The organism is Corynebacterium sp. CCM 9204 (genome assembly GCF_041357695.1).
Classification (GTDB): Bacteria; Actinomycetota; Actinomycetes; order Mycobacteriales; family Mycobacteriaceae; genus Corynebacterium.
This window is the reverse complement of sequence record NZ_JAUERX010000001.1, coordinates 418,946-437,090: the sequence shown is the minus strand read 5'-3', so window position 1 is coordinate 437,090 and position 18,145 is coordinate 418,946. Positions and strand designations below refer to the sequence as shown.

Annotated in this window: 13 protein-coding genes; 3 read left to right on the top strand and 10 right to left on the bottom strand. The window is 61.1% G+C overall.

The genetic code is table 11. From position 1 onward, the window contains the following. Nucleotides 1-18: 18 nt before the first annotated feature. Nucleotides 19-1,329, bottom strand: coding sequence for a threonine ammonia-lyase IlvA (ilvA, locus tag QWU43_RS01920; RefSeq protein WP_370913852.1), 1,311 nt, complete (start codon nucleotides 1,327-1,329; stop codon nucleotides 19-21). Nucleotides 1,330-1,788: 459 nt separating this feature from the next. Next, complete coding sequence (gene dnaE / locus QWU43_RS01915; protein ID WP_370913851.1) at nucleotides 1,789-5,346, bottom strand: DNA polymerase III subunit alpha; 3,558 nt, start codon at nucleotides 5,344-5,346, stop codon at nucleotides 1,789-1,791. A 140-nt stretch (nucleotides 5,347-5,486) separates the two neighbouring features. Between dnaE and rarD the strand changes: the two genes are divergently transcribed. Further along, the gene (gene rarD, locus QWU43_RS01910) at nucleotides 5,487-6,377 is read left to right on the top strand and encodes an EamA family transporter RarD (protein WP_370914277.1); all 891 of its coding nucleotides are present in this window, start codon (nucleotides 5,487-5,489) and stop codon (nucleotides 6,375-6,377) included. Here rarD and QWU43_RS01905 read toward each other — a convergent pair. The 3 genes from QWU43_RS01905 to lspA are packed head-to-tail and all read right to left on the bottom strand — an operon-like array spanning nucleotide 6,364 to nucleotide 8,387. Next, complete coding sequence (locus QWU43_RS01905) at nucleotides 6,364-6,936, bottom strand: hypothetical protein (protein ID WP_370913850.1); 573 nt, start codon at nucleotides 6,934-6,936, stop codon at nucleotides 6,364-6,366. The genes rarD and QWU43_RS01905 overlap by 14 nt on opposite strands. Before the next feature lie 3 nt (nucleotides 6,937-6,939). Further along, nucleotides 6,940-7,869, bottom strand: a complete 930-nt coding sequence (locus QWU43_RS01900; protein ID WP_370913849.1) for an RluA family pseudouridine synthase — start codon at nucleotides 7,867-7,869, stop codon at nucleotides 6,940-6,942. Continuing rightward, nucleotides 7,866-8,387, bottom strand: a complete 522-nt coding sequence (lspA, locus tag QWU43_RS01895; protein ID WP_370913848.1) for a signal peptidase II — start codon at nucleotides 8,385-8,387, stop codon at nucleotides 7,866-7,868. The genes QWU43_RS01900 and lspA overlap by 4 nt, the downstream gene beginning before the upstream one ends. Before the next feature lie 68 nt (nucleotides 8,388-8,455). Here lspA and QWU43_RS01890 point away from each other — a divergent pair, with 68 nt between their 5' ends. Beyond that, nucleotides 8,456-9,511 carry a hypothetical protein gene (locus QWU43_RS01890; protein ID WP_370913847.1) on the top strand — a complete coding sequence of 352 codons (1,056 nt, stop codon included), beginning with the start codon at nucleotides 8,456-8,458 and terminating at the stop codon, nucleotides 9,509-9,511. Between the two features lie 65 nt (nucleotides 9,512-9,576). On the opposite strand, the gene QWU43_RS01885 is transcribed toward QWU43_RS01890, so the two are convergent. Continuing rightward, nucleotides 9,577-10,167 carry a hypothetical protein gene (locus QWU43_RS01885; protein ID WP_370913846.1) on the bottom strand — a complete coding sequence of 197 codons (591 nt, stop codon included), beginning with the start codon at nucleotides 10,165-10,167 and terminating at the stop codon, nucleotides 9,577-9,579. A 233-nt stretch (nucleotides 10,168-10,400) separates the two neighbouring features. On the opposite strand from QWU43_RS01885, the gene QWU43_RS01880 reads away from it, so the two are divergent. Beyond that, nucleotides 10,401-11,369, top strand: a complete 969-nt coding sequence (locus QWU43_RS01880) for an asparaginase (RefSeq protein ID WP_370917002.1) — start codon at nucleotides 10,401-10,403, stop codon at nucleotides 11,367-11,369. A gap of 375 nt (nucleotides 11,370-11,744) precedes the next feature. Here the strand turns inward: QWU43_RS01880 and QWU43_RS01875 are convergent, their stop codons facing one another. The 4 genes from QWU43_RS01875 to QWU43_RS01860 form a co-directional block, all read right to left on the bottom strand. After that, the gene (locus QWU43_RS01875) at nucleotides 11,745-13,136 is read right to left on the bottom strand and encodes a DNA polymerase IV (protein WP_370917001.1); all 1,392 of its coding nucleotides are present in this window, start codon (nucleotides 13,134-13,136) and stop codon (nucleotides 11,745-11,747) included. 101 nt (nucleotides 13,137-13,237) lie between these two features. Beyond that, complete coding sequence (gene ileS, locus QWU43_RS01870; RefSeq protein WP_370913843.1) at nucleotides 13,238-16,429, bottom strand: isoleucine--tRNA ligase; 3,192 nt, start codon at nucleotides 16,427-16,429, stop codon at nucleotides 13,238-13,240. A gap of 297 nt (nucleotides 16,430-16,726) precedes the next feature. Continuing rightward, nucleotides 16,727-16,906 carry a hypothetical protein gene (locus QWU43_RS01865; protein ID WP_370913842.1) on the bottom strand — a complete coding sequence of 60 codons (180 nt, stop codon included), beginning with the start codon at nucleotides 16,904-16,906 and terminating at the stop codon, nucleotides 16,727-16,729. A 117-nt stretch (nucleotides 16,907-17,023) separates the two neighbouring features. Further along, the gene (locus tag QWU43_RS01860) at nucleotides 17,024-18,034 is read right to left on the bottom strand and encodes a DivIVA domain-containing protein (protein WP_370917000.1); all 1,011 of its coding nucleotides are present in this window, start codon (nucleotides 18,032-18,034) and stop codon (nucleotides 17,024-17,026) included. Between the last annotated feature and the right edge of the window lie 111 nt (nucleotides 18,035-18,145).

Genomic DNA, 18,145 nt, shown 5'->3' with positions numbered 1-18,145 from the left:
CGACAAACCGGTGGAGCGCTACGTGAGGAAGTGGTACTCCGGGGTTCCGGGCTGCAACTGGCGGCACCCGATCCGCGACTGCGCCATCCGCTCGAGCAGCGGGTCAAGATCCGTGGCGGCACCGAGCTGGAGACCGACCAGTGCGGTTCCGGTCTCCCGGTTGTTACGCTTCAGGTACTCGAACAGCGTGATGTCGTCGTCCGGCCCGAGGATCTCCTCGAGGAACATGCGCAGTTGCCCCGGTTCCTGCGGGAAATCAACCAGGAAATAGTGCTTGAGCCCACGGTGAACGAGCGAACGTTCCACGATCTCGTTGTAGCGCAGCACATCATTGTTACCGCCTGAGATGATGCACACCACGACATCCCCCTTACGGGGGCGGAACTCCTTGAGCCCCGCGACGGAGAGCGCCCCGGCGGGCTCCGCTACGATCCCCTCATTCTGGTACAGACCAAGCATTTCCGTACAGACCGCGCCCTCGCTGACACTCATCATGTGCACCCGGGAACGGTTCCGGTCGATCACCTCGTAGTTAAGATCACCGATCCGTTTGACGGCGGCACCGTCAACAAAGGGGTCGATGGAGTCGAGTGCGACGGGACCGTCGGCCGCGAGTGCGGCCTGCATGGATGCAGCACCGGCGGGTTCGACGCCGACGACCGCGGTGCGCGGGGCCATGTCCGCGAGGTAACTCGTGACACCGGCGATGAGTCCACCGCCACCGACAGGTACGAGGATGCTGTCGGCGGTCTTCCCCAGGGACGTGAGCTGGGAGAGGATCTCTGCAGCCACTGTTCCCTGGCCGATGATGGTGTTCCGCGCGTCGAAAGGTTCCACGACGGTCGCACCGGATTCCGCGGCCGCGGCCCGTGCCGCGGCGGAGGCCTCGTCGAAGTTGTGGCCGGTCACGACGACCTCAATGCGGTCCCCACCGTGGACGCGGATCCGGTCAAGTTTCTGCTTCGGAGTCTGGTCCGGCACGAAAATCCGACCGTCGATCCCGAGAGTCCGGCACACATACGCAACTCCCTGTGCGTGATTACCGGCGGATGCGGCGACGATCCCGGCCGCCCGCTGTTCCTCGGTAAGCTGAGCCACGTTGTTGTAGGCCCCCCGGATCTTGTACGAGCGGACATCTTGAAGGTCCTCGCGCTTGAGGTACACCTCGGCGCCGGATTCCTCACTCAACCGGGGACAGTACTGGAGCGGGGTCGGGCCGATCACCGTGGAAATTCGCGCCTGTGCCATCTGGATGTCTGCAGCATGAATCGGCATGGTCGCCGTCGATACAGGGTCGGATGAGACAGAATTGGTTCGATGATCGGTCATGACCGTTGATTGTAGTGCGCCCAACATCATCTCCGTATCTCCGGGTCTCGGGCACCGGAACACACCCCGCAGTTACCGGGACTGTTCGCCCAACCCCAGCTTTCCGTGCACCATGATGCAAGAAAATGGAGCTCCCCGACCAAGGTCACCGTGTTCCGACAATCACTGCGCCACAATCCTCCGCCGTCGCCATACCACCGGATGGGTGTTAGGACTCTTCCAATCCCAGCGATAATCCCCCACCCCACTACAGGGATCTCACCTGGAAGCTCGGACGTCCCAAGGGAAAGAAACACCCAGAACAGCACCTCAACCCGGGCCCGGAGCTGCTGTATCCCGCCATCACACTGGTTTCGCAGAAGATACCCCCTGCTTCAATGGCGATCGATTCAGTGTTCGCGTCCGCATATTCAAAACGGTGCTTTCATCGGCGACCGTGACTTGACGGAATACCGTCAGCTAACCCAATATCCCCGGCCCCATTGTTGCCTTCAAGTCACCCATGAGGTTTCCGTCACGGTTGACCCGCAGATGCTCCCCGAGGATCATCACCGTTGATTCATCGCCGTCGACCAGGTTCAGGTACACGTCCGAGTCCCCCTTGTTCGCCATGAGCACCTGCTTGAGCTTCGCTATGGTGGGCATGGTGCATTGGTCGGTGCGCAACGTCAGCCGTAGGGGAAGCCCGGCGCCGTTGCCCGGCCCAAGATCCGGCGTCTTCAGATCATCGCAGAACAGGCTGGTGCGATCGTCGCGGATCGAGATGTGGGCCTTGGCGAGGATAATGTTGTCCTCCACGATCTGTGGCGCAACCAGTGCATAGACCTTGTTGAACACGAGCAGTTCCACGGAGGCCCCGTTGTGGTCCTCCACGGTGACGATCGCCCACGGGGAGCCATCTTTCTTGGAGAAGCGTCGGTCGACGGCGGAGATGATCCCGCCGATCTTGACCTCGGCCTTGTTCTTCAGTTCCCCGGCGAGGATCGTCGTGAGCGGGGTATCAGTCTGCGCGGCCAACGCCTGCTCGAACCCGTCGAGCGGGTGCCCGGAGACGTAGAGGCCAAGCATCTCGCGTTCGAGGGCGAGCTCGTGTTTACGCTCCCATTTCTCGTCCGGTACCTGTACCGCGAACGCGTTGGCGAGGGTCTCGTCCTGTCCACCGAGATCGGCGAAAAGGTCAAACTGTCCCTTATCAGCAGCCTTCTTCGTGGTGATCACGGCATCGACCGCTTCCTCGTGGATGAGCATCAAACCCTTGCGGGGATGTCCGAGGGAATCGAAGGCACCGGCCTTGATGAGGGATTCGGTGACGCGTTTGGAGCAGGGGCCGGTGTCGATCTTGTCCAGGTAATCAGAGAAGTTCGCGAACGTCCCCTTCTCCTCACGGCTCTTCACGATGGAGGCGACGACGTCGGCACCGACATTGCGCACCGCCCCGAGACCGAAGCGGATGTCCTCGCCAACGGACTGGAACGTGAGCTGAGATTCGTTGACGTCCGGGGAGAGCACCCGGATGCCAAGGTGTCGACAGTCGGCGAGGTAGATCGCCGACTTGTCCTTGTTGTCCGCGACCGAGGTCAGCAGGGCGGCCATGTATTCGGCGGTGTAATTGGCCTTGAGGTATCCCGTCCAGAAGCTGACCAGGCCGTAACCGGCGGCGTGGGACTTGTTGAACGCGTAGGCGGCGAACGGCTCGATGGTGTCCCAGAGTTTCTTGATCGCCTCGTCTGAGTAGCCGTTGGAGCGCATACCCGCCTGGAAATTCACGAACTCCTTGGCCAGCACCTCGGGCTTTTTCTTACCCATGGCTTTGCGGAACCCGTCGGCTTGGCCGGCGGTGTAGTTCGCGAGTTTCTGGGAGATACGCATGATCTGCTCCTGGTACACGATCAGACCGTAGGTGTCCTCCAGGATTTCCTTGAGTGGTTCCTCCAGCTCGGGGTGAATCGGGGTGATTGGCTGGCGGCCGTTCTTCCGGTCCGCGTAGTCCCAGTGCGCGTTCATTCCCATCGGGCCCGGGCGGTAGAGCGCGAGAGCGGCGACGATATCGTCGAAGCCGGTGGGCTCCATCCGCTTCAGTAGCTCACGCATACCGCCGGAGTCGAGTTGGAACACGCCGAGAGTGTCTCCGCGGGCGAGCAGCTTGTAGGTTTCCTCATCATCGGTGGTGAGTGCTTCTAGGTCAATGTCGACGCCCCGGTTGACCTTGATGTTCTCGATGCAGTCACCGATGACGGTGAGGTTGCGCAGACCCAGAAAGTCCATCTTCAGCAGGCCGATGGCCTCGCAGGAGGGATAGGGCCAGCCGGTGATGATCGCGCCGTCTTGGGCACGTTTCCACATCGGTATGCAGTCGAGCAGCGGGACGCTCGCCATGATCACCGCGCAGGCGTGCACACCGGCCTGGCGGATGACGCCCTCGAAACCACGTGCGGTGTCGTAGATGGCACGCACATCAGGGTCATTCTCGATGAGCGTACGCACCTCCTGAGCCTCCCCGTAGCGTGCATGTGAGGGATCCATGATCCCGGACAGCGGGATGTCCTTGGCCTGCTGTGCCGGAGGCAGGGCCTTGGTGATCCGGTCGGCGATCTGGTAACCGGGCTGACCGAACTGCACACGCGCGGAGTCCTTCAGCGCCTGCTTCGTCTTCACGGTGCCGAAGGTGATCACCTGCGCGACCTTGTCCTCACCCCACTTGTCCGCCGCATATCGGATCATCTCACCCCGGCGGCGGTCGTCGAAGTCAATGTCGATGTCGGGCGCGGAAGGACGTTCCGGGTTGAGGAACCTCTCGAAAAGCAGATCGTGCTCGATGGGGTCGATGTTGGTGATCGTCAGGGCGTAGGCAACCAACGAACCGGCTGCGGAACCTCGACCTGGCCCGACCCGGATTCCCACCGAGCGGGCGTGCTTGATCAGCTCCGCGACGATGAGGAAGTAGGAGGGATAGCCCTTGCCGTCGATGACATCGATCTCGTAGGTCGCCCGATCCAGGTACTCCTGCGGAACCTGACCACCGTTGAAACGCTCCTTCAGTCCTTCCATCACCTCGTGGGTGAGCCACGAGGTGGGGGTGTACCCGTCCGGAACGGTAGCAATCGGCATGCGGTCGTGAGTGTGCGGCGTCCACAGTTCGCTGTAGTCCTGGACCCGCTCAGCGATGAGCAGGGTGTTGTCGCAGGCCCCTGGGACGGTGTCATCCCACATGGAGCGCATCTCCTCGGCGGATTTGATGTAGTAACCGTCACCGCCGAACTTGAACCGGTCCTCATCGTGCAGAGTCTTGCCGGTCTGCACGCAGAGCATCGCCTCGTGGGCTTTGGCCTGGTCCTTGACGACGTAGTGGCAGTCGTTGGTCACCAGCGGCGGTAGGTCGAGGCGTTTACCGATCTCCAGTAGTTCGCGCCGGACCCGGGTCTCGATGTCGATCCCGTGGTCCATCAGCTCGAGGAAATAATTGTCTTTGCCGTAGATGTCCTGCCACATCGCCGCAGCCTCGAGAGCCTGATCAAACTGCCCCAGGCGTAGGCGGGTCTGGACGTCACCGGACGGGCAGCCGGTCGTAGCGATGATGCCGGTGGCGTTCTCCGCGATGAGATCGGCGTCCATGCGGGGCCACTTACCAAGCTGCCCCTCGTAGGACGCCATCGAGGACAGGTAGAAGAGATTACGCAGCCCGGTGGCGTTCTCCGCAATCATCGTCTGGTGCAGATATGCACCGGAGGCCGAGACGTCATCGGATTTCTGGTGAGGTTCACCCCAACGAATGCGCTGCTTGTTGAACCTCGACTCCGGAGCCAGGTACGCCTCGATGCCGATGATCGGTTTGATCCCCGCATCAGTCATGGCGTGATAGAAGGCGTCGGAACCGAACATGTTACCGTGGTCGGTCATGCCAACGGCGGGCATCTTCTGTCGGACAACCTCCTCGGCGAGCATGTCCACCTTGGCCATGCCGTCAAGCATGGAGTATTCGGTGTGGTTGTGCAGGTGGACGAAAGAAGAGCCGCTCATGGCCGCATAGTCTATCCGCCGGAGCAGACCCCGGCGAGGGGTGCAGGTCATGACCCCACCCCGTGGGTGACAGCAATGCGATCCGGATCAAGACGAAACGTGGGACAGTCACCGGAAACGGGAAGAGTAGTGTGTTCCGAATGATATTCGGTGTTCTCGCCTATCTTCTCTGGGGAGCGTTCGCGGCCTATTTTCCACTGCTCAAACCGGCTTCACCGCTAGAGATCCTGGCCCATCGCATCGTGTGGACCGCGCTGGTCATGCTCATCATCATGGGTACCACCAGAGGAATCCCCGCGCTCCGCCGCGCTGACCGGCGAACCTGGCTGACAATCATCGCAGCGGCGTTCCTGATCGCCCTCAACTGGCTGGTCTACGTCATCGCCGTCAACACCGGCCACGTGTCGGAGGCCGCCCTCGGCTACTTCATCAACCCACTCGTCAGTGTCGCTATGGGGATGATCTTCCTGAAGGAACGACTCCGCCCGGCGCAGAAAATCTCGGTCGCGATCGCTCTCGTCGCCGTCCTCATACTCACCATCGTCGGGGGTGAACCGCCGCTGCTCGGACTCACCCTCGCCGTGACTTTCGGTGCCTACGGCCTACTCAAGAAAAGAATAGGGATCTCCGCCACGGCTTCCCTCGCCGGAGAGACCCTCGTCCTTCTCCCCATTGCAACCGGTTACCTGGTATTTCTCGGAGTACGGGGAGAAAGCACATTCACCGGCCACGGCACCGGACACACACTGCTGCTCATGAGCACCGGTGTCGTTACTGCAGTCCCGCTGCTGTTGTTCGGTATGGCTGCACGTCGCATCCCGTTGGCCACGGTCGGCATGCTCCAGTACATGACCCCGTCGATTCAGATGCTGTGGGCCGTACTCATCGTCGACGAGACTCTCTCCCCCGTCCGGTGGATCGGATTCTGCATCATCTGGGTCTCAGTGGCGATCTACCTCACAGACCTGCTCGCGCAGCAAAGATCCCGGCGCCGATCCACCGCGACGATCGAGGACGTCACTCCGGCCTGATCACCGGCTGCACACCGATCCGCCCCCAGACGGCATCCGGTGGCAGTACCTCGATGGCCAGTACCTCCGGTTCCCGGGCGAGGAACCGGAGGTGCCGACCGTCCTCCCAGACCACCACTGCACGGAGTCGCCGATCGAGAAGATCGTGACCTTCTCCGAGAGAGTCACCGATGAGGGTCAAGGTTCTGTCGAACACTTCGCGCCGCCCCTCCGCTCCCGTGGGCTCTGGGAGTGCGACTGGAACAGCTCCCTCAAGAACCAGGGCGTTGACCCGTCCGATGTCCGCCTGCTCCAGAATCTGGGCCGCGGACTCAGTAGGCTGCAGTTCACGGAAGGTCACCAATGCAAACCCTGGATCATTCGCCGACGCCGAGCGAAGACTCTCGGACGCCCTCAACCGGTATTCCTCCAGGGATTCGGTGTTATCCCGGCCGAGGGTGTCACCGTTGACGGGCATTGGTTTCGCCACCCGGTCTGAGGTGGACAGCCAGGCCACGGATCCCACCAGCACCGCGGTACTCACGACCGCGATGCCCATCCGGATCTTCTCGACGTCCATTGTTCAGACCTGCCGGAGGATATCCAAGGCGTGTTGAAGATCGTCAGGATAGGGGGAAACGATCTCCATCGCCCGACCATCGGCCGGGTGCGTGAAACCGAGGGACACTGCGTGCAACCATTGGCGGTCGAGCCCCAGTCGTTTACTGAGATTCGGATCTGATCCATACATCGGATCACCGCAGCACGGATGATGCAGTGCGGAAAAATGCACACGGATCTGGTGGGTGCGCCCGGTTTCCAAATGAACGTCGAGAAGCGACGCCTCCCGAAACGCCTCGATCGTCGAATAGTGGGTCACCGAGTGTTTCCCATCACTACGTACACAGAACCGCCAGCCTGCGGACGGATGCCTACCGATGGGCGCCTCGATGGTACCCGTCGACGGATCGGGATGCCCCTGCACCAGTGCATGGTAGGTCTTGGTCACGGTACGGTCCCGGAACGCGCGCTTCAGGTGAGTATAGGCACGCTCGCTGGCGGCGACCACCATAACTCCCGATGTGCCCACATCGAGTCTCTGGACGATGCCCTTCCGTTCCGGTGGACCCGAGGTGGAAATCCGGAAACCGGCTGCTGCGAGACCACCGACCACAGTCGGCCCCTCCCAACCGACAGTCGGATGTGCGGCCACACCGACGGGCTTGTTCACGGCGATCACATCATCATCGGAGTAGAGGATGTCCATGCCTTCCACGAACTCCTCCTTCGGGACCAGAGGACGCTCGGGTTCCGGCAGGGTGACGTCAAGCCAGTCACCCGCGGTCAACCGATCTGATTTACCGACCACCCGCCCGTCCACCAGTACGTCACCCGCGGCAACGAGGTCCGCGACGACCGTACGTGACAGACCGAGGAGCTTCGCCAGACCCGCGTCCACACGCATGCCTGCGAGACCATCCGGCACCGGAAGTTGCCTCGAAGGACGGGTCATGCCGACACCTCCGACCGATGGCCCCCGGCACGCGAATCCAGGAGAGCCGACACCAGGAACACGATGACCCCGACGGTAATACACGAATCCGCAACATTGAAGACAGCGAAGTTCCCCACAGAAATGAAGTCGACGACATGCCCGAAGAAGAAAGCGGGATCACGGAACAACCGGTCAATCAGATTCCCCGCAGCCCCACCACCAACAAGCGCCAGACCGAAAGCGGCAAGCCTCCCGTCGACACGAGGCGAATTCCAGAGGATACCGACGACGAACAGCAACTGGATCGCGGTGAACACCCATGTGAATGAGGTACCGAAGGAGAACGCCGCACCAGGATTGAACACCAGGTGGAACCGGAACCACTCCCCGATGAGCGGCACAACCTCACCCGGTTCCATACCCGCCAACACCAGAGCTTTACTCATCTGGTCAACGGTGGCGGCAATGACGATCACGACCACCGTGAACGCCAGATAACCCTTGTTTCGCCTCACCATGTCAGTCACGGACACCATCTTCCCCCAAAACGGACGCAAAACCCACTTGACCACCTGAACCGGCGGTCACCGGTAGCGTTGTCGGGGTGAGACGCTCCCCGATCAAAACCAGCAGCCGTATCCGTACCGCTTGTGTCGTCGCAGCAACAGTGTTCCTCCTGACCGCCTGTTCCGGCGTCACGGACCCCATTGAGGATCCGGCACAGAGCAACCAGGACTCCGAAGACACCGTGACCATCACCCTCGACCCACCGCGCGTCACCCTGCTCGATGCCGGAGACGCCACGAAGGTGCTCACCTACGGAATTCCCACGGAGGAGGCGGACACCCAGCTACTTCCCGTGCGGCTCGGTGGCGGCTTCAGCACACTCATCGATCCTGACACCGGGCTGGACACCACACCCCCCGCTGAACCAGACAACCTCCCAGTGTTGAACTTCGACGCAGAAGCTACCGTACGGGCAGTTGACGGTGACACCGTCACCGCAGAAGAAACCGGTGCGACACGAAGGGTGACTATCACCGCACGCACCCCACGGTTCGCGGGCGGAGACCCGCGCCTGACCAGTTATGGTGACTCCGACATCGACTGGAACACCGAGCTGGCGGGTGCCGATGGATTCACGCTGAGTTATGCGACCACCCCGTCAGGCAAACCATTGACAATGTCGCTCCACGCTCCTGAATCGGCATCAGACATCAGTAGAGCGAGTATGGAAACCAAACTGGGAAGTCTCGTGACGCTAGCGGTCGTGTTTCCCGGGGAGCCGGTGGGGCCGGGCGCACGATGGACCGTCGAGAGCCGCATCACCGGATCGACCACAATGCTGCAGACCGTGACCTACACGCTCACCAGCCTGAATGACCGAACCGTCAGCCTCAACGTCGAAGTCGATCAACGCCCGAGTATCGGGGCGTTGTCCCTCGATGCGATCCTGCCCCCCGGAGCAGACGGGACATCCGCCGGTGAACTACGCGTCCAGAGTACAGAGACCACATCCACCGGCCGACTGGACCTTGATCTTGGTGACCCGTTACCGAACTCCGGTGGTGTGGCCTTCACCACCCGGATCATCTACACCGGAGACGGCTCCGATATCCGGGTGGTCCAGGACAGTCACACAGCCACACACTTCGGCTGAGACACACATTGAAAAAGCCGGCCCCGCGTCGGGGACCGGCTTAGCTATCTGCGGGACCGGAAGATCTACTCCGCCGGAGCTTCCAGCGTTGTTGCCTCCGGGGCAACCGGATCAACGGCCGGCAGCGGAGCACCACCGTCCTCAAGACACATCGGAGGAACCTGTTCCGGCGGGACAGTGTTCGTGATCAAGGTACATGCCCAACTCTGGGACAGCTTCCATGTCCCGTCCTCATAGACAAATTCAACGTTGTCGGCGACCTGACTGGGCCGATCCGGAAGCGTGAAGTTCACTGTTGCCAGGACCGAATCGGTGGTGTATCCCGGAAGAACCGGGGGAACCACCTGGAAATCAGCACCGGACTCCTGCTTCGACCGGGTCATCGTCTCGAAGAGTTCAGGGGCCTGCTCTCCTCCCTGCACCGTGCGGATCTTCTCTTCGACGGAGGCATCCGGGTTCGTCGCCGTGGCCAGGATGGCATTCAGGTCCTCGGCTGTCGGCTGCTGCTGAATCGGTGCAACACCCGTACTGGAAGCAATGCTCTCCGACGACGAAACGACAGTGGCGTCCATGCCCTCATCACCACCGGAGCAGGCTGCGAGCAACAGGATGGCGGCCCCCGCTGCGGCGGGGGTCAGGTAGGTGCGAATGTTCACGTTATCTCCTCATGAGTAGGACGCCCGGTACCTCGTTCGGTGTCCGTACGGGGTCCAACGAAACCGAGCCGGTTCACGGCTACGGCCGCGATCCACCGCATGGCGGGCGTGCACAGGTGCCCAGCTTACCAGCGTGTCTGACGGGAACAGAAGTTACTGACGCTGCCATTCAAATGGTTGCACGCCCTGTACCGAGCCATTCTCCAGCCACACGATATGGCAGGCTTGAACCCATGAACAAGCATCAGCACGGTTCACAGACGCTCCTCGATACTCCTCCACAGCGAATCGTCGTGATCACCACAGGAGGAACAATCGCCTGCACCGCGGCACCTGACGGTGCGCTGGTCCCCACGGTGAACGGTCACGATCTCCTCGCCCCAGTGGCGGCACGATTCGATACCGCAGACGTGGTTTTCGACATCCGTGAACTGAGCCGCCTCGATTCCTCCTCGATGACGTTCGCCGACATCGATGAACTCCGTCGCGCAGTGGAGGAAGCGCTGGGGGACCCGGATGTCACCGGTGTGGTTGTCACCCACGGGACCGATTCCATGGAGGAGACAGCGGTCGCGCTCGACACCTTCCACCGGGACGAGCGGCCAGTAGTACTCACCGGTGCACAACTGCCCTACGACCATCCGGAGTCCGACGGCCCATTGAACCTTCTTGACGCGATCAACGTGGTCACCTCACCGACCGCCCGGGGAATCGGGGTTCTGATCGTTTTCGGAAGGGCCGTGCTACCTGCCCGTGGCGCGGTGAAGTGGCACACCACTGATGAACTGGCCTTCGCCACGAACGCTCCCGAGGAGCCCACCCGCGCGGACCCCGTCCCCCCGGTTGATCTGGCCGATATTACGGTGCACATCATCAGCGCCTACCCGGGAGCTCCGAGAGAACTCGTCGACTCGGCTCTGGCATCAGGAGCAGATGGCTTGGTCATTGAGGCGATGGGGTCCGGAAACATCGGCACAGCACTCGCCACAGGTGTCGGTGATGCGCTACGCGACGGGGTACCCGTCGTAATCAGCACGCGGGTTCCTCGAGGCAATGTCAGTGGATCGTACGGTGGCGCGGGTGGCGGAGCCACACTGAATTCTCTCGGAGCGGTCGGCTCCACATACTTCCGGGCAGGGCAGGCACGGGTTCTCCTGGCGATCGCGATTGCAACCGGGCGACACCCGGCGACCTTTTTCTAATTTTCTGATTGCCCACAGATCATCCCGTTCCGCCGCCCGACCGGGCGCGTCGAGCTCCCGATAACCACTGCAGCGAATCTCCACGGGGATCCCCGGAAATCGACCCGATGAGAAGCTTGCCGAGATAGGCTACGAAGCACTCTCGCCCCCCCAAGAAAGGAAAGCGGATAAAAATCCGCTGTTCATACGCAACCTCAAGGGATAATGGGATCGTTTACGGGAAAGTCCCCCGCTTTCAGCGCAGTGCGTGTTTTCTTCAGGAATCGTTCCTGTTCAGATAATCTGAGGCAACCCCGATGCCGCCTTCCTGCAGAGAACCACAAGCCTCACCAGAACCACCCGCCCGGTCTGATTTCTCACCGCCGTGATGAGAAATCAGCCGGTCGAGTACCTCTGGTCCGCAAACCAGTCCCCCCAATCCAGTGAGTCGAGGGGGTCCGCCGCCTCCAGGGCAGAATCATCCTCATCAAATGTCCGTGTCTTTCCGGGGCCCGTGGTACGTGTCTCGAATCGAACCGAGACAATCCCGTGTCCCGCCCCCTGCACCCAGCCGTGACCGTACTCCGGATGGCGTACATCCTGGGTGGCTTTCCATCTCGATTCCGGTGCAGGTTCCGTCACCGTGATCACCGGAGTTTGGTGATCCGTTCCACGAACGCCCACCTCATAGTCAGCATCAGCTCGGGGCACGGTGATCTTCTGATCGAGTTCGGGAAAGAGGATGTTCTGCCTGGCGTGCTCAAGCCCGGAGAAACTCACCCCGACCAAACGGATCGGGCCGACCTCATCCGGGTAGCGGGCGAGGTTGTGCGCCACGGCGACGAGAGTCGCCTTCTCATCCGTCGTGTACGGCAGAGACTGGGAGCGGGACTCAGTACGGAAGTCCGCCATCTTGAGTTTCACCGTGACGGTCCGCGCTCCTCGTCCGTCAGCGAGCAGCCGGTTGTACGCCCCGGAAGCCGCCCGGTCAATCGCGTCATCGACCTCCGCCACGGTGGTCAGATCCTTCGGATAGGTGTGCTCGGTGGAAATCTGTTTGGCGACGGCACGCGGCATGACAGGTCTGTCATCATGACCGCGAGCGAGATGCCAGAGCGCCACGCCAACGGTGCCACCGAGACTGATACGTACCTCAGCTTCCGTCATCGCCGCGAAGTCCGCGATGGTGTTTACGCCGAGCTGACGCAGCTTCGCCTCCGCAACCGGCCCGATCCCCCAGAGCTTGCGTACCGGTAAGGGATCGAGCATCTCCCGTTGACGCTCCACCGGAATCACGTACACCCCGTCGGGCTTCGCTTCACCGGACCCGATCTTCGCGTACTGTTTTCCGGATCCCGCACCGATCGAACACGGGAGACCCGTCTCCGACTTCACCTCCGCGCGCAGATTCTCCGCCCAGGACAGAACCTCTTCCGACGTCGCTCCAACGAGTTCCAGTGGCTCCATGAACGCCTCGTCGATGGAGAGCTGTTCAATGACACCTGCCTGCCGACGTATCACTTCAAAGACCCGCCTCGACGCCGCCGAGTACACTTTTCCACGCGGACTCACCACGACGGCCCCGAATCCGACGAGTTTCCTGGCCTGGTGCATGGGTATCGCAGAGTGCGCGCCGAAAGCCCGTGCCTGATACGACGCGCCCGCAACCACGCCTCTCCCCGAGACTCCACCAACCAGTACGGGCCGCCCACGCAGCGTGGGCCGGGTCATCTGTTCAACTGACGCGTAAAACGCATCCATGTCGACGTGCAGCACCCACCGTTGCATACCGGACAGCGTAGCGTGAAACGAACATGTGGGCGAATGTCCGCAACCACACCCCGCCACCCGGATCGCACAACCACGCGGATGCCGACATCGGCACCGAGTCAGGCCTTGGCCACCATCGCGGTCACCCCGCTGATCACCTCATGGATGTCCGCTGCGTCACCATCGAGTTCACCGGTCACCAGTTCACACTCGACGGCGAGCACCTCTCCCGCGATGAAGTCACGGTGTCGTTCCGCCCATTCCAGTTTTTCCCCGGGAACCGACAGCACCACGGTGATCCTGTCCGAAACCTCGAAGCCACTGGATTTGCGGGCATCCTGAAGACCCCGGACAACGTCCGCAGCCCACCCCTCGGCCTCCAGCTCCGGGGTGACACTGAGATCGAGGACAACCAGCCCCTCGGCTCCGTCCACCTGTGCGGTCGACTCCGGATCAGCCGCTTTCAGACGTTCGGTGTACTCGTTAGCCTTCAGCTCGATGCCATCCGCGATGACACTGTCGCCCTCGCGAGTGTAGTTCCCTGACTTCACGGCCCTGATCACACGCTGTACGTCCTTGCCCAGACGCGGTCCCGCCTCACGTGCATTGACCACGACCTCAAAACGTCCAACCGAATCAACATCGTCAGTGAGTGCGACCTCCTTGACGTTCACTTCGTCGCGAAGAATCGAAGCGAACGGTGCGAGCAGGCCAGACTCTGGCATCGCGACCGTGAGTTTGGGCAGAGGCAGACGATTACGCAGTTTGTGTGACTTGCGCACGGAGCTCGCCGCCGAGCAGACACCACGAATCTGATCCATAGCGCGCACCAGATCGTCATCCACCGGGAAATCGGACGGATCAGGGTAATCCGCCAGATGCACGGAACGGCCTCCCGTGAGGCCTCTCCAGATGACCTCCGTAACCAGCGGTAGCAGGGGTGCCGAAACACGGGTCAGAGTCTCCAACACCGTGTAAAGGGTGTTGAAGGCCTCCGGATGCTCGGTATCACCCGCCCAGAAACGCTCGCGGGAACGCCTCACATACCAGTTCGTGAGCGCATCGCAGAACCATCGCACCTCATCACAAGCCCGCGCAACATCGGTCCCGTCGAGTGCATCCCGGACATTGCCCACCAGATTATGCAACTTCGCCAGGATGTACCGGTCGAGAACATTGTCAGAGGCGGTACTCCACTCCGCAGACTTCGACGAATAGAGCTGCAGGAAACTGTAGGCGTTCCACATCGGTAGTAGCGCCTGCCGCACGCCCTCACGGATTCCCTGCTCCGTGACGATGAGATTACCTCCCCGCAGAATCGGGGAACTCATCAGGAACCAGCGCATCGCGTCGGACCCGTCGCGGTCGAAGACCTCGTTCACGTTCGGGTAATTACCCTTGGACTTGCTCATCTTCAGGCCGTCGTCACCGAGCACAATGCCGTGGGCGACGCACTTCCTGAATGCAGGCTTGTCGAACAGCGCCGTCGAGAGCACGTGCATGGTGTAGAACCAACCACGACTCTGACCCGAGTACTCGACGATGAAATCTGCGGGCCAGTGGGTCTCCACCCAATCCTTGTTCTCGAAGGGATAGTGCTTCTGTGCGAAGCTCATGGACCCGGACTCGAACCAGCAGTCCAGCACCTCGGGGACACGGCGCATGGTGGACTTACCCGTAGGGTCGTCGGGGTTCGGACGGGTCAGCTCATCGATATGAGGACGGTGCAGTGACTCAGGACGACGACCGAAGTCACGCTCGAGTTCGTCGAATGAGCCGTAGACGTCGACGCGGGGATACTCCTCGGAATCGGACACCCACACAGGGATCGGAGAACCCCAGTAACGGTTGCGGGAGATATTCCAGTCCCGTGCACCTTCGAGCCACTTACCAAACTGGCCGTCCCGGATGTGAGCCGGCATCCACTCGATTTCCTCACGGTTCAACTCAACCATGCGATCACGGAACTTGGTGACAGCGACGAACCAGCTCGGTAACGCCATGTAGATGAGCGGTTCACCGGAGCGCCACGAGTGCGGGTAGGAGTGTTCGATAGTCTGGTGCCGCAGCACACGCCCCTTCGCTTTTAGATCCCGGATGATGTCCTTGTTCGCATCAAACACGAGAGTCCCCGCATAGTCCGGGACCATGGAGGTGAACTTGCCGTCCATGTCGACGGGCACGACAACCTCGACGTCGTTGGCCTGACAGATGAGCATGTCGTCCTCACCGAAAGCCGGAGCCTGATGGACGATACCGGTACCGTCCTCGGTGGTCACGTATTCAGCCGCGAGGATCTGGAATCCATTTTCCACCGGGAAGAACGTGAAGATGGGTTCGTAGGTGAAGCCCACCAGATCAGCGCCCGCAAAAGTCGCCAATACCTCGTGATCTTCCCCCAGCTCCTTAACGTACGCCCCGACGAGGGCCTCGGCGAGGAGGATCATCCGACCGGTGAAGTCCGAATGCCCCTGCTCTCCTATGCGGACGAGTACGTAATCAACACCCGGATTCACCGCGAGTGCGGCGTTGGACGGCAACGTCCAGGGCGTCGTCGTCCAGGCGATAGCCGCGGCATCTGCGAGTTCGGGGTGAGTGGACAGGGTCTTTTCCGCGGCCGAACCGGGGAGCGCCCCAGTCAACGGCATCGTGATAGTCAGGGTCGGATCCTGGCGCATCTTGTAGGAATCATCCAGTCGGGTCTCCTGGTTCGACAGAGGCGTGTGCTCCGCCCAGGAGTAAGGAAGAACACGGAAACCCTGGTAGATCAGCCCTTTGTCATAGAGCTCCTTGAAGGCCCACATGACGGATTCCATGAAATCGGAGTCCATCGTCTTATACCCGTTGTCGAAGTCAACCCAGCGGGCCTGCCGGGTAACGTAATCTTTCCATTCCTCGGTGTACCGAAGGACAGAGGAAGCGCAGTACTCATTGAACGTCGACAACCCCATGGACTCGATCTCGCCTTTGTCCTTGATGCCGAGCTGCTTCTCCGCTTCCAACTCAGCAGGCAAGCCGTGACAGTCCCAGCCGAAGACTCGATCAACCTTCTTTCCCCGCATCGTCTGAAACCGTGGCACGATGTCCTTCACGTATCCGGTCAGAAGATGACCGTAGTGCGGCAGGCCATTCGCGAAAGGCGGACCGTCATAAAAGACATACTCCGGTGCGCCCTCTCGCTGTTCGATGGATTTGCGGAACGTACCGTCCGTCCGCCAGAAGTCTAGGACCGACTTCTCCATGTCGGGGAAACGGGTGGAACCACCGGTAAGATCCACCTTCGGGTAGACACCGCCAACTGGGTTATTCATGGGAGATCAACGCTCCTTGCGTTCGAGGACAATCACTGTCAGGTGTTCATCGTGCGCGGGGACGCGTCGGAAAACCGACACGCGGTACCACCCTGCTTGGACACCGGTGTACGGCGCCCCACTTGATTGTCTTCGAGAAGGTCTATCACGGTCCCAACCGTCCGGTTCTACTTAGCTCCCCCAACAAGGGGAAACTGTTCTTCCGGAAGGCTCCCCGGTGATGGCCGGATCATAGCCTAGCGCGCTCCGAAAACGGAACCGCAGCGTGAATAAAGTATAACTCACCACCGCACCGGATCAATCTTCGGATGCCGTCCGTCTGCGTCGACGTTTTACAGTGAAGTCCGCGGCCAGTAGCCCGAGACCGACCGCGGCATCGACGATCAGCAACCATGAGTAGACGTCAGAACCGGACTGGACCGTCATCACCAGCAGACCAAAACCGATGAGTGCGGTGATGAGCGCAGCAATCAGCATGAAATTCCTTCCTCTTCCCGACGAGAGGCCATGTCGGTTGTGTCAACCGCAAACGACAGGCCTCCCGAACGCATAACCGCCGGGAGGCCTGTCTGTGTATAAAACCGTGGTGAGGGGTTAAGCCTTACCCTCGGTGTCCCCACCGTTGGGGGCAGCGAAACCGCGACTAGACAGCTCCTCAAGCTGGCTCTCGAGGAAGGTCTTCATGCGAGTACGGTACTCCCGCTCGAAGGTGCGCAATTCAGCGATCCGAGCTTCCAGAACCGACTGCTTGTTCTTGACCGTCGCCATGATCTCGGTGTGCTTACGCTCAGCGTCCGCCTGAAGTGCATCAGCCTTGTCCTGAGCCTGCTTAACCTGCGCGTCAGCTTGTGCATTCGCATCCGCAACCATCGACTCGGAGGTCTGCTTCGCCTCCGCAACCATGGTTTCCGCCTTATGGGTTGCCTCATTCACCAGGTTCTCTGCGCGAGAATTTGCGTCCGCGATCTTCTGATCAGCCTCGGAGTTCGCCGCGGCGAGCTTCTCGGAAGCACGCTTCTCGGCATCGGAAACGAGCGACTGAGACTTGCGGGATGCCTCGGAGATCTCCTGCTCTGCAGCCGCGTGAGCCTCATCCAGCATGGACTTGGACTCCGCACGGGCGTCTGCCTGGATACGATCCGCAACTTCCTGGGCCAGGCCGAGAACACGGGCAGCCTGAACCTGCGTGTCTGCACTGGACGCTGCGGGCTGGGAAGCTGCCGACGAGGAAGCCTCGGCAGCCTTCGCCGCCTCCGCCCGGGCCTCTTCAGCGTCAGCACGGGCCTGTTTCGCATCGGCGCGGGCCTTGTCAGCCACCGCGTTCGCATCAGCGAGCTTGCGCTCGTACTCCGCGCGGATTTCCTTCTCGAGCTTGGACCGGAGAGCGCCCTCATCAACCCCAGCAGAGCCGGATCGGGCCTGCCTCAGTTCATTGTGCGCTTCCTCGACCTGCTGCTGCAGATCTTCCTTCTCGTCGATCAGACGACCGAGGGTGTCTTCAACCATGTCGAGGAACTGGTCAACCTCGTCCTCGTTGTAGCCACGCTTTCCGATCGGCGGTTTGCTGAAAGCGACATTGTGCACGTCGGCTGGAGTCAGCGGCATGGACGGTTCCCTTCGCTCGTTGGTGGACCCTGGTGAAAACGGAGAAATCGGGCCCCTGGTGCCCACAGGGGTCACCTGTGGCTCATTGACTGAACCAATATTACTTCTAAT